This is a genomic window from Paenibacillus wulumuqiensis (assembly GCF_000971965.1).
GTDB lineage: Bacteria > Bacillota > Bacilli > Paenibacillales > Paenibacillaceae > Saccharibacillus > Saccharibacillus wulumuqiensis.
Map to the genome: position 1 here is coordinate 652,233 of NZ_KQ040792.1, position 14,014 is coordinate 666,246.

Here is a 14,014-nt window from a genome sequence, read left to right on the forward strand (position 1 = left end):
AAGGAGGCCAATAATGAATAACTCCATGATCAGCGCAATGGTGGCAATGACCGGCATTCAGCAAAAGCTGGGTGTAGTATCCGATAATATCGCCAATGCCGATACGGTAGGCTACAAAGGCAAGCAGGCTACGTTTGAGGATGTATTCACCACAGTCAAACAGCAGCCGGGTGCTGCCTCACAGCTGCCGGGTCGTGTTACCGCTCCTGGTTATAACATCGGATTTGGTTCCCGCATGGGTGATGTAACGATGGATATGACCCAGGGTGCGCTGAAGAATACCCAGAATCCGACCGACCTGGCGATCCAGGGAGACGGAATGTTTGCAGTAAGCGTCGATGGACAGCAGGGCTGGACACGTGAAGGATCATTTCATTATGTTCCTGTAGCCAATGATCCGAAGAGCGCTTATATGGCAACCGATCAGGGTTATCTGCTGCTCGGAGACAACGGCCAACCGATCAAAGTACCCGCCAAGACACAGATCGATATTGATGCCAAAGGTGTCATTCGTTCTACAGATGGCAACGGAAAAGTAACGGTTGTCGGTACCCGTACAGTGGATCCTAACACAGGCAGAGAAACTATTGTTCCGCAGCGTATCCAGATTGACCGGATTACCCATCCGGAAGGTCTGCAGCAGATGGACGGCAATCTGTTCGTACTGCCGGCCAATCAGGAACGTGCTAACGTGATCGGACAGATGTCCGCAGCCACAGAAGTTCGTCAGGGCTATCTGGAAGGTTCCAACGTGGACCTCAGCAATGAAATGACGGAAATGATGACAGTGCAGCGCGCTTATCAGCTGGCAGCGCGTGCCCTTACATCCAGTGATCAAATGATGAACCTGACCAATACGCTCCGTGGCTAGTCGCCGCTCCGCTATTCAGGAAGCAGCTAAGACTCAGAAAGTAGCTCCAAACAAAAAGCTAACCCGAAGACCGGCTGCTCCTGAACCAAAAGAACGGGAGAAGAAGCCAGCCCCTTCTCCAAGTTCAGCGGGAACCAAAACCATGCGTGTTATGCTGACGATTGCCGGATTTGTCGTAGCGATTCTACTCGGCATGATCGTAGGCTATGCACTTCTGGGACACAAAAGCATAGCGGATATATTGTACCCGGAGACATGGGCGCATATTTTCCAGCTTATCTTTGCACCCTAAGAGAATAATGAGTTAATACAGAAGAGACTCCTGCCTTGGCAGGAGTTTTATTTTTTATGCCGAAACCGTTATAATGATGGGGATGCTTAAAATGGCTGAAAATTGCTTACATATGATATGGGAGTATAAATGGATATATCATACTGGCAGCAAATGAAATATGCCCAAAAGATATATTCCATTATATGGGTCGAGAATCTATAATAATGGAAAATGAGAGGAGACTGTCCATGTACAATGTACAAGAAATTCAGGAAATCATTCCGCACCGCCCTCCTTTTCTGCTGGTAGACCGCATTCTGGAGCTGGAAGAAGGCAAGCGTGCTGTCGGGATCAAGAATGTAACGATCAATGAGCCTTTCTTCGCAGGCCATTTCCCGGGTTATCCGGTCATGCCGGGTGTACTGATTGTTGAAGCACTCGCCCAGGTGGGTGCAGCTGCCATTCTCAAAGTGGAAGCGAACCGCAGCAAGCTGGCGATGTTTGCCGGAATCGATAATGTTCGTTTCCGTGGCCAGGTTGTGCCGGGAGATACACTTCATCTGGAAGTGGAGATTACCCGCATGAAAGCTTCGATTGGCAAAGGACGTGCTGTTGCTACCGTAGACGGCAATGTAGTGGTCGAAGGCGAGATTATGTTTGCACTCACTGCGCGGGATAATGCCTGAACAGTGAGATAAATAAAACGATATTGGATTGAGAAAATATATTCGAGTGGAGAAAGGAAGGATATAATGACAACCCTTAGTGAACAGGCACAACGCAATTTGGATCAATGGCTGAATGATACGACAATCGATGCGAAAACCAAAGAGGAATTGCAAAGCTTAGACGGACAGGTACAAGAGCTGGAAGACCGTTTTTATCGTGATCTGGAATTCGGTACAGGTGGTCTGCGCGGCGTCATCGGAGCAGGCAGCAACCGTATGAACTCTTACACGGTAGGCAGAGCGACGCAGGGACTGGCGGAATTCATTTTGTCTGTACATAAAGGAACGGAAAAACCGTCCGTTGTGATTGCACATGATTCCCGTCACTTCTCTCCCGAGTTCTCTCTGGAAGCTGCCCTGGTACTGGCAGGCAACGGTATCGTGACCAAACTGTTCCCGTCGCTGCGTGCTACGCCGGAGCTGTCTTTTGCTGTGCGTCACCTGCATGCAACAGCCGGTATCGTTATTACAGCCAGTCACAATCCGCCTGAATATAACGGCTACAAAGTCTATAATGCAAGTGGCGGCCAACTCGTTCCGCATGAAGCGGAGCAGGTTATCAGCAACATTCGCGAAGTAGCTTCATTTGCAGATATCAAACGTATTAGCCGTGAAGAAGCGGAAAGTCAGGGACTGCTCGTATGGCTGGGCAGTGAAGAGGATGAAGCTTTCCTCGATACAGTTACATCCATTAGCGTAAACCGCGAACTGCTGCAGGGAGAAGCCGGCAAAAACCTGAAGATTGTATATACACCGCTGCATGGTACAGGATACCGTCCGGTGCGTGAAGGTCTGCAGCGTCTGGGCTTTACCAACGTATCGATCGTAGAGCAGCAGCAGGAGCCGGATGGCAACTTCAGTACCGTTAAGTCTCCGAACCCGGAAGAGCGCGAAGCGTTTACACTGGCTATTGAGCTTGGTGAAAAAGTAGGCGCGGATATCCTGATTGGTACCGACCCGGATAGCGACCGTATGGGTGCTGTCGTCAAGGATCCTTCCGGCAAATATTTCGTACTGACAGGCAACCAGTCCGGTGCAATTATGATTCACTATTATCTGAGCCAGCTGCAGGAGCAGGGCAAACTGCCTTCCAACGGTGCAGTGGTGAAGACGATCGTTACCAGCGAAATGGGTGCAGCGATTGCCGAACATTATGGCGCGACAGTGTACAATACACTAACCGGTTTCAAATATATCGGTGAGAAAATGAACCAGTTCGAAGAGACGGGCGAGCATACTTTCCTGTTTGGCTATGAAGAAAGCTATGGCTACCTGGCCGGCAACTATGCACGCGACAAGGATGCCGTTGTTGCAGCACTGCTGATCAGTGAAGCGGCTGCCTACTACAAGCAGCAGGGCAAGACGCTGTATGATGTACTGCAGGAACTTTATGAGCAGTTTGGTTACTTCCAGGAAAGTCTGGAATCCCGTACGCTCAAAGGTAAAGATGGTGTCGCTCAAATCCAGAGCATTATGGAGAGCTGGCGTACAGACAGTCCTTCCGAGATCAACGGTGTTCAGGTAACTGAAGCCCTTGATTATTCCAAAGGACTGAACGGATTGCCAAAAGAAAACGTATTGAAATTTATGCTGGCCGATGGTTCCTGGTTCTGCCTGCGTCCATCCGGTACAGAGCCGAAAATCAAAGTGTACTTTGCTGTACGCGGTGATTCCCAGGCTGACTCCGAAGCACGCATGAATACTCTCAAGCAGGCTGTAATGAGCCGCGTCGACGGATAATTTCTCGTAGTGATTGAATTTGCGCCAAGTCCGCAGCAAAAAGTACAATTTCTCATGAATTTGTAGTAGGACTTGATTGACGTACAGTATATAATAAAGCAGATGAATGAAGGGGTTCCGCTGCCAGGTGCAATCTGAGCAGCGGAACCATTCGTTATGTTTGGCCCCCGGCTGTCAGCAGCGGGGAGTCCGGCATGACGATCTTATTAAGGAGGTACTTTAGTGGTTCAGAAATGGCAGCGTTGGAACAACGCTTCTGCAAAATGGTTATGGATACTCGTAATTCTCGGTATGGTGGCTTCCCTGCCGATTGCCTATAATCGTATCCAGACAGAAGCAACGTCCAAAAATGTGGAGTTTGTATTTAATTATCGTAATCTGATTACTATTGCGTCGTATCAGCCTCATCCCCAGGATTATATCCAACAGCAATTACAGCGGCTCAAAGATGCAGGGGTTGGATCGGCAGCTGTATACCAGAGCAGTTTGAGTGAACTGCAAACCTCACAACGAATTCATGTGTATAGTTCTGCGGATGTGGCTAATCTCCAAGATCAGGCGATTCCACTCAACGAAAATTTTACATATGTCCAGTTCACCAATGAAGAGAACGCGCAGATGTTGAAGCCTGTTCTTGAGCGAGTGTTCGGTTCATTGAGTATTCCGGTGTCTTCCTGGTCGTATCAGGGACTGCCGGGGGTAGTGATTCAGACGTCACCGGATGATGCGGGACTCAAACCGCTGGATCCGGACCCCATCACGATGAAGACCCTGCATGATATGGGCTTCCAGATCGTTCCGCGTCTGAATGATGCACTGCCGTATAATCAGGCGATGCTGAGCGGACTGCTCGATCAGTTTACTGCTTACGGTGTGAAAACCATTCTGTTCGATGGCAGTACCGTCACAGGATTCAATGATGATATTGAGAAAAAGAGCATTACCGGGTTTGCACAACTGCTCAAAAAGCATCATATCGCTATTGCAGCAATTGAGAACCTCAAAGCGCCTCAGGAAGGTTTCAGCAAGCTGGCTTATCTAAACGATTATAATGTGGTTCGTCTCTATTCACTGAGTGAGGGAGATTCCCAACTGGATCCGATTACTGTTGCTGACCGTTTCGTACTGGCCAGCAAAGACCGTAATATCCGTATGATGTACCTGAATCTGGCAGTATCTCGTGATACCACCAAAGCGAAAATGACGAATTCCATTGATAATGTCATTAACAGCCTTCAGGCTGGCGGCAATGCCATACAGGATATTCAGCAAAATGGCTTTACCATTGGTCCGGCTGTGGCACGCGAAGTTAGCAGCTTTGCCATGGAGCGCTATGCGAAACTGCTCGTACTGATTGGAGCCATCGCAGCCATTTCACTGCTGGTGTACTACTTTGTACGTCGACTGACACTGATCGCTTTTGTGCTTGGGCTGATCGGCAGCGCCGGATTAATCCTGATTCACAAAGCACTGCTGCTGGAGCAGGGAGTCGCCTTGCTGGCAGCGATCAGTATTCCTACGATTGCCATGATTTATGCCGTGCGCAAAGTAGACCGTCTGTATGAGTCCCGACATAACCTGTCAACAGGCAAACGTGTTATTCAGGCAGTGGTACTATTCATTATTACATCCTTCTGGTCATTGACCGGAGCACTGTTCATTATCGGTCTGCTGGATGATATTACGTACCAGCTCGTTATCAATCAATTCCGCGGCGTTAGTCTGCTGCACTTTGCACCGATTGCGCTGACGGCCATCTATATTGCTTTTTATCACGGCAAGGAAGGGTTCGGCTTTGCAGGTGTTCGCAAGCTGCTCAAATCGCCGGTTACTCTGACATGGATTATCGTGCTTGGCATCGTATTTATCGTCGGCCGTTATTATCTGGAGCGTACAGGTAATGCCGGAGCGGTGTCTCCACTGGAAATGCAGTTCCGTAACGCTTTGGAAGGATTGTTCAATGTCCGTCCGCGTAACAAGGAGTTCCTGATGGCACATCCGCTGTTCATCGCTGGAGTGTTCATTGCAGCCAAGTATCGTCATGCCATTTATATTCTGATCATTGCTTCAATCGGTCAGTTGTCGATGGTAGACACATTTGCCCATATCCATTCGCCTGTGCTCATTTCCCTGTCCCGCGGTCTGCTGGGTATGGGACTCGGTCTGATCTTGGGACTGGTTGCAATTGTAATCTGGCAAATCATTGAAAGGTGTTGGAAAAAATGGCTTCCGTCTCTGTTCAAATCGTAATCTCAGGTTATTACGGCTTCCGCAACAGCGGTGACGAGGCGGTCCTGAAATCCATACTGAATTCATTGGCAGCCCAGGAAGAAGAGCAGGGCATCCGGATCGTACCGGTAGTCCTGTCCAATGATCCGGAATGGACATCCCGTATGTATGGTGTCCGTTCCGTTCAGCGGATGAAGCTGGGCGAGATTCGCCAGCTGCTCAAGGAAAGTGATGGTCTGATCAGCGGCGGCGGCAGTCTGCTGCAGGATTCGACCGGACTGCTCACCATCCCGTATTATCTGGGCATTGTCCATATCGCCCAATGGGTACGCAAGCCGGTATTTATTTACGCCCAGGGCGTAGGCCCGGTACAGCGCCCGTTCTTTTTCAAATGGATTCGCAATGTATTTCGCAAAAGTGCCTATATTTCCGTACGTGATCAGGAATCGGCTGCATTGCTGGGCAAAATGGGCATTGATGTCTCTTCTGTCGAAGTGGTAGCCGACCCGGTAATGGGCCTTCCTTTACCGGAGAATATGTCTGCTGCACAATCATCCGACAGCAACGGATCTTATGGAAATGTTGCAGAGACCGGCACATCCTATACCACAGCCGCTTCGGTTCCGGTTATCGGTATATCAGTCCGATTCTGGGACAAGCAGCGCCGCGAACTGGATGGAATTGCCGAAGGGCTGAAAATTTTGAGTTCCCGGCGTCCGGTTCATCTGCGCTTTCTGCCGTTCCACTTGCCGGATGACGAACAGGCTTCACGCTATGTAATTGATAAAATTGGAGACATTAGCGGAAATGGTAGTATAATCAGTACAGTTGAGCAGGTCACCGATCCACAGCAAATGCTGGCTGAAGTAAGCCGCTGTAATGTACTGCTCGGTATGAGACTGCACAGTCTGATCTATGCAGCATCACAGTCCGTCCCGCTAATGGGTATCTCCTATGATCCCAAAATTGATCAGTTCCTGAACCGGATGCAGATCAAGCCAACAGGTACGAGCTCGGTTACCGAACCTTCACGTCTGGTGGAGGACGCGGTATACTTGCTGGAACATGAGCAGGAATGGAAACATAACAAATTACCGCTTATTCAGGCACTACAACAGGATGCTGCCAGACCGGCTCATTTTATAGCTCAATATTTTCTGGCCAAAAGGTGATAACAAATGAATCAAATCCAATCTATTCCGACCGTGCCAATTTACGGTCTGAATGTATCCAAACTGAATATGAATGATACCGTAAGCTACCTGGAGTCCATCGTGGGCACAGGCAAGCCTCATCAAATCATTACCGCTAATCCGATCATGATCATGACAGCACTGGAGCAGCCGCAGTATATGCATATTATGAAAAATGCCGAACTGCTTGTTCCTGATGGTGCAGGCCTGGTATGGGCCGCTTCTACCTGCGGGCAACCGGTGGCTGAACGTGTGACTGGATTCGATCTGCTTCACCGACTGCTGGATGTCGGTCAAAAGCACAGCTGGAAGGTCTATCTGCTTGGCTCGACATCCGAAGTGATTCAGGCTGCAGCCGCCCGGTTACAAAGTTTATATCCTGGCATTGTGATTGCCGGATACAGAGACGGATTTTTCGGACCGGACCAGGACGCGGAAGTCATCGCCGGTATTCGGGAAGCAGCACCGGATCTGCTTTTTGTAGCAAGGGGTGCAGATACGCAGGAGCCATGGATTGGCAGGTATAAGCAGGAACTTGGTGTACCGATTATGATGGGCGTAGGCGGCAGCTTCGATATCATTTCAGGCAAAGCGAAGCGCGCACCAGTAGCGTTTCAGAAAATGCGGATGGAATGGTTTTATCGCCTGATGAAAGAACCTTATCGTTATAAACGGATGCTTGTTCTTCCCAAATTTGCTCTAAAAGTGCTTAAAGACAAGGAAAGCGTAGTAAAAGCTCAGTAATCCCTTGAATTTCCTATGCATTTTTGTCGAAAAGTTCTTAAAAAAAGCTTGGTGTTTAGATTCGAACGGAGTATAATTGGCTCCGTGAGATAAATTGGGGGTCGAAAAGCAAAATGTTAACTATTTGTATTATCGGGTTTGTCCTGGCGCTCGCCTTAGCGCTGGCACTCACACCACTCGTCAAAAAGTTTGCAATTCGAATCGGAGCAGTAGACGTTCCCAATGCCCGCAAAGTGCATACACGAATTATGCCGCGGCTTGGCGGACTCGGGATTTTCCTGGCATTTACGATTGCATTCGTTGCAGTCCTACCATTTTTGCCTTTTGATCTTCCTGCACGCGACGCTAACTTTATGAAAGCTTTCTTTACGGCCGGCTCGATCATTGTACTGATCGGAGTGCTGGATGACCGTTTTGAATTATCTGCCAAAGTTAAATTATTAGGACAAATCATTGCTGCATGTGCAGTAGTATTCGGATACGGTATCAAAGTTGATTTTGTGGATATTCCTTTTCAGGATAACTATTTCTCACTCGAAAATTGGATTTCCATTCCGCTTACGATCTTCTGGATCGTTGGCGTAACCAATGCGATTAACCTAATTGATGGACTCGATGGTCTGGCAGCCGGAGTATCTGCGATTGCGATCGGCAGTATCTTCACCATGTCACTGATCATGGGGAACTATCCTGTAGCGCTGCTGTGTGTACTGCTGCTGGGTGCCATTATCGGATTCCTGTATTTCAATTTCCATCCGGCCAAGATCTTTATGGGGGATACCGGTTCTTTATTCCTCGGTTTCAGTCTGGCCATGCTGTCACTGCTTGGTTTCAAACAGATCGCGGTGGTGTCCTTTATTACACCGCTGATCATTATCGGTGTTCCACTATCCGATACATTCTTTGCAATTATCCGCCGCTGGGTACATAAAAAGCCGATCTTCGCTCCAGACAAAGGTCATCTGCATCATTGTCTGCGCGAACTGGGACTCAGCCATCGTCAGACCGTATTAATGATTTACGGTATTGCAGCATTCTTCGGTGTTCTGGCGATTATCCAATCGTCGGCTGCATTGAATGAAGCCAACTGGGTTACGTTCGCGGTCATTTGTATCATGATGTTCGTGATGCAGATCGGTGCCGAGCTGATTGGTCTTGTCGGTAAAACAAGACGCCCGCTGCTCAGTCTGATTGCACGCCTGCGGGTCAAACCTGATCCGACCAGAGGCAGCAAATCCTAGACAATGAGTACTGGAAAATGGTTGGTTGATGGTAGTTCAACTCTTGCTACAACCGACATTTCCATTTTAAAATGAATCGCTTGATCGAGTTTCTTCTATATAATATATACAAGAAATAAAGCTCCTGTAATGGCTATGGTTAATCATAGATAATGGCAGCCGAATAAGCGAATAAGGTACAGTTGAATCGCACCATCCTAAGCTCTCTTCCTCCGGGAAGAGAGCTTTTTTATGGAATTTCCTGTTTTTATTAAAATATGGGTTGCATCTGCCGATAAAATAGGTAGACAGGTTAAGCCCGCCAAAAAGAGTTGGAGCGGTGACCGGAATAAAAGGAGGAACATTATTTTGAAGAAAATACTATCGATGCTCATGGCGGTAGTCTTGTTGGTTGGTATTTTGCCGCAGGGGATTGGTGGAAATACGGCCCAGGCAGCGAGCTTCTTTATTTTCCCGAACGAAAGTTATGATCCTGCATCACCACATGTGGTTGGAGATAACCGTGTTACAATTAGTGGTACATTTAACGGTGTAAATGCCAGTACTATCAAGTATAGAGTAGTCCGTGTATATAAAAACGGAGACAAATATGTGGAGGACTCCTCCAATGAGAATAAAGGGTTAACAAATTATACAATTAGTAACTCCAAGATAACTGTAACGGATATTCCTTTATACTCCGGTTTGAATAAAGTCGAGTTCTCAGCCAGTCCAGCTGGTGGCGGAAACACAGTTAACGAAGCGATTTACTTCGATTATCATGATGGCCCAACAGTATATAACCTGTCCGCTACATTGGATGGCGATACTGTAGCACTGAACGAAAATGTTCCTGCAGTATTAAAAGCATCCCAGAGTGGAATCAGCTTTGGACAGGATAAAGCGAGTATTGCTTTGTCAGGTTCGGCACCGAATGCCAAACAGGTTATTGTATCTGTAAACGGCGGTGCAAGCAGAACGGCTAACGTATCAAGTACAAACAGCTATCAGTTTACAGTAGCGCCACTTACTTTGATCAGTGGAAAGAACACTTTGGAAATTCAAGTGATCAATGGAACTCAAAAATTGGTTACCTATCGTGAAGTGACTTTCTTTAATGGTAAAACTACTTTTTATGACACTTATGCAGTAAAAGGTACTACTAATTCAGCAGACTTGGCAACATATCCGGATGTGAGTGTAGCTCCTGATGCTGATGGAAAAGGTACTGTAGATATTACAGGTAAAGTGGTAATTCCTTTAACAACTGCAGGTGAGCCTGTTCTTACCGATTATATTGAATACACTCTTGCAAACGGAGTAACGAAGACCGGATCTGTTACACCAGAAAAGATTGCAGCAGAAAGTACTTCAGCCTATATGACAATGAAGTATACCATTCCCGGGGTTTCAGGGATTGAATACGGCAAGCGTGTAGATGTAACGATCAAATTAAAAGGTGGTTCTGCTTCTACAAGCAGTCTGGGATTCACACTGCGTGACAGTTCCGCTCCTTATATTACTAAAGTGAATTACTTGCCAGGTTATTCAGCTTCCACTAGTAATACCCAGGCAGCAGGATTGAGCAGTACCGCTCTGGATGGCGCTAGCATCTTTTCTTTGCCAACAGCAGTAGAATTGTTGGTTGCAAATGGCGATAGTGACACTACAATTACTACTACAGCCAAAGATGCCAGTGGTAAAGATGTTGCAGTTACTCTTACCCCAATCAGCTCTCAAGGGGCAGGAACCAATGTACAAAAAATTCTATATAAATTGACCAATGTATCGGTAAATGGAACAACTACACTCTCATTCACCGCTAAAAAAGGAACAGCAACAAGTTCGGCTGTGACAGCAACGGTTAATTTCTTGTATGGTCCTTATGTTAGTTATACCAAAGCTTACGATAGCCAGGTTGTACAGTACGGCCAAAATGATACAAATGTGGCTACCAGTGTAATCGAAGGTGCCTTGGACTCATTTAAAGGCCAGATTGTCAACGTAGCTAATGAGTCTGATATTGTATATAGCGGAGCAGGACAGACTGTTTTCTTCTATATCAATAATACACTGGTACCTTTGGAGCAAGTAGGGGACAAGTTTCATTTCAAAGTAGGCAATAGTGCTACTGCTTATAAGGCGATGTTCTCGGGAGAGAACACAGTGAAGTTTGTGCTGAGTTCTTCGAAAACAACTTATGAAAATACAATTAAAATAAATCTGGTTCCTACAGACATTCCGGTTATTCCTGCTGATAGCAATCTGGGAATATTCCCATTCAAGTATAGCGGCGGAAGTGACGCACCACCTAAAGCAAAAGATAATGAGAATTTCCCGATGAGTGGTACAAATTATACAACAAAAGAAAAAGCTTTTAACTTGTATGGTACATTTGATTTCCTGGATCTTGGGAAAGACAAAACATCAGTAGAAGCAAACTTAAGCAAAGTAGCAACCAAGACAAATTATAAACTTCAGGTTGTGGACTCTGAAGGAAAAACATTAACTTGGAACTTGTCCAATACTTTTACAGGGATGAAAAATGGAGAACCCACAGGAGATGTAATTAACTCTTCAGGTACTACTGTGGATCGTCTGACAGTTTACTATGACTATGACAAGCAATCATTTGCATTTATCGTAAGAAATCAACCTATGGGAGATAGCCCTGTAGTATTCAGTTTTACAGTGTATAACGCTGGTGATGGTGGTCCAACAGCTAGTGCTACGGTGGAAGTTGACCCTTTGACAGGCACTTATAATATTGTAAGACCATTAACTGCGCAAAAAGTAACGAACAGCAACTTTATTGATGTAATTGTTGACTCCAAGAATGCTACTGCAGTAACTATTAATAAAATTAAGGCCGAGAAAACTTCTTTTGATATGAATGGTGATGGTACTCCAGAATTTGAAAATGCATATCGAGTAACTGTCAAAGATCTTAAAGCTAATAAAGAAACAAAGATACCGGTTACTGTAACGATCGGTGATGAGACTTTCAAAGACACGGTAGTAGTCAAGTATGTGCCTACGAACATTCCAGGTGCACAATTCATGCAGGAAATGAAAAACTCTGCCAAAGTATTTGACGGAAAATTATCACTCAAATTCCCTTCAGGTACCAGCCTGGTTCGTCGTGATACGGATACTGCGGAAAAGCTGAAAACAGAAGTATTTACTGATCATAATCTGTTGTTTGCTATTGCAAATAGCACTGATGGTGTTACTGATCGTTATAACTTTGAAGATGCTAAACCTGGTGTAGAGCAGCAATATACAATTGGGCGACAATATTTTGTGAATAACTTTAATTCTCATTTTGTTAAAGCAAGTGATGTTTACTGGATTGATCCAGGTATTGCGGATGATATTTCTACAGGGAAAAAGTTTGATCCCATCAAAGATGGTCAAAATCCGTATCAACCAGTGACTTTCCCTAGTGATCCTGTAGCACCAAGCTTCTACAATCGTGACCCGGACAATGAATTGGTTCCTTCCAAGCGGGGAACAATGACATTATCCTACCTTTCGGACATGGCTGAAGATGCAGGTAAACTTGTAACAGTATTCTACTTTGATCCTGAATTGAAACAATGGGATAACGTTGGTGGAGTGGTCAATGCTTCCAAACGTACGGTTACTGTACCATTGGATCGTTTCGGATACTATGTAGTAGCCAAGCTTAGCTATTCTTATAATGATATCGTTCAGCATAGCTATGCACGTAACTATATGGAGACTTTGTTTGCCAAAGGAATTATGAATGCTACAGATCCGGATACTGCTTTTGGTGCTAATCAATATATTACACGCGGAGAATTTGTACGCTCCATTGTAAAAGCCTTGCAGATCCCGCTGAACTATCAAGGTACCAAACATTTCATTGATTTGAATACCAACATGAGTTCGATTACCCAAAATGCACTTTATGATTTCCGTTATATCGAGACAGCAGCTCGTGCAGGCTTTGTACGTGGTACAGATCCTCAGGTATTCAGCCCTGGTGACAATATTACTCGTCAGGATGCAGCTGTTATCATTGCGAGTGCTACCAATCTCAAACTGGAGACCGATATCGACAAAATTAATAAAGGTCTCGTTAAATACTTTAAAGATTTTAACTCCATTGACCGCTATGCCCGTGCTTCTGTACTTGCTGTAGCGAAAAAAGGTTATATTACCGGTTCGGCAATTGATCCTAACGATGCAAGCAAAGGTTACACTTATGATCCAACAGCCAAAATGCTGCGCTCGGATACGGATGTAATCTTGGCCAGAGTCATGATTGGACAAAAGCTTCTGCCTAAGATGTAAGACTATCTTTTATCAATACTTTAAAGGGAGTACCTGGTTGATCAGGTACTCCCTTTTGCATGTTTAAATAGCCTTGAAGCAGCAAGCATGTACCTTTTTTAAATGATTAAATGCTTTTTTTATAAGTGGATCTTAAATAAGAGAATAAAAAACTAAAAATTCTTTTGCAACATCTGCAACCTTTTCGCAACCCCCTGCGTCTATAGTTTTGGAAGCAGCAAATGATTCGATGAAATAACTGCTCCCAACCTGTTTAAACAGTATCCAAGCTGTTTAGTACTACTATAGTTACCAAAAAGTAGTCAGTCAGGGTAGACAAATTGGTGTTTCTGCTAAAAGTGTAGTAAAATTAACAAGGTTGAGCCAAAAAACAGAATTTGATTAAAAAATCGAAACTTTTTTTGGAAGAACCGCAACTTTTAGAGAAAACATGCGTCTACATATATGAACCTGATGAAACGACAGCAAACACATGCTGGCAGGTTGTTGAATGAACATGAACCCTAATGGAACTTTTCAACAATCTCAATGTGAAAAAATGTCTTTACGGCATCATTGACGCAATGTATAATACTTTTGGACACTGCGGGTTTCGATTGGCGAATGTTCCGGTTACGATTTTCTGTGATTTTGTCACAGATATCATCATACAAAAACAGGATTTGCTTAAACTCGGAAAGGGGGTGTAACGACTG

9 protein-coding genes are annotated in these 14,014 nt (G+C 45.5%); all 9 read left to right on the forward strand.

Annotation, left to right across the window (positions count from 1 at the left end; genetic code table 11):
- The first annotated feature begins 13 nt into the window (after positions 1-13).
- On the forward strand, positions 14-871 hold the full coding sequence (locus WH45_RS02855; protein WP_046212849.1) for a flagellar hook-basal body protein: 858 nt from the start codon (positions 14-16) through the stop codon (positions 869-871).
- Positions 872-1,013: 142 nt separating this feature from the next.
- Positions 1,014-1,163 (forward strand): DNA-directed RNA polymerase subunit beta, encoded by a 150-nt coding sequence (locus tag WH45_RS23065; protein ID WP_082096499.1) that lies wholly within the window; start codon positions 1,014-1,016, stop codon positions 1,161-1,163.
- 230 nt (positions 1,164-1,393) lie between these two features.
- A complete protein-coding gene (gene fabZ, locus WH45_RS02860) occupies positions 1,394-1,831 on the forward strand; it encodes a 3-hydroxyacyl-ACP dehydratase FabZ (protein ID WP_046212850.1) in 438 nt (145 codons plus the stop codon).
- 66 nt (positions 1,832-1,897) lie between these two features.
- Positions 1,898-3,613, forward strand: a complete 1,716-nt coding sequence (locus WH45_RS02865) for a phospho-sugar mutase (protein WP_046212851.1) — start codon at positions 1,898-1,900, stop codon at positions 3,611-3,613.
- Positions 3,614-3,835: 222 nt separating this feature from the next.
- Positions 3,836-5,863, forward strand: a complete 2,028-nt coding sequence (locus WH45_RS02870) for a DUF5693 family protein (protein ID WP_046212852.1) — start codon at positions 3,836-3,838, stop codon at positions 5,861-5,863.
- Positions 5,836-7,014, forward strand: coding sequence for a polysaccharide pyruvyl transferase CsaB (gene csaB / locus WH45_RS02875; RefSeq protein WP_046212853.1), 1,179 nt, complete (start codon positions 5,836-5,838; stop codon positions 7,012-7,014). Before WH45_RS02870 ends, csaB begins: the two co-directional genes overlap by 28 nt.
- A 6-nt stretch (positions 7,015-7,020) precedes the next feature.
- On the forward strand, positions 7,021-7,779 hold the full coding sequence (locus WH45_RS02880; protein ID WP_046212854.1) for a WecB/TagA/CpsF family glycosyltransferase: 759 nt from the start codon (positions 7,021-7,023) through the stop codon (positions 7,777-7,779).
- Between the two features lie 113 nt (positions 7,780-7,892).
- Positions 7,893-9,020, forward strand: coding sequence for an MraY family glycosyltransferase (locus tag WH45_RS02885; RefSeq protein WP_046212855.1), 1,128 nt, complete (start codon positions 7,893-7,895; stop codon positions 9,018-9,020).
- 231 nt (positions 9,021-9,251) lie between these two features.
- Positions 9,252-13,319, forward strand: coding sequence for an S-layer homology domain-containing protein (locus WH45_RS02890; protein ID WP_082096501.1), 4,068 nt, complete (start codon positions 9,252-9,254; stop codon positions 13,317-13,319).
- Positions 13,320-14,014 lie beyond the last annotated feature (695 nt).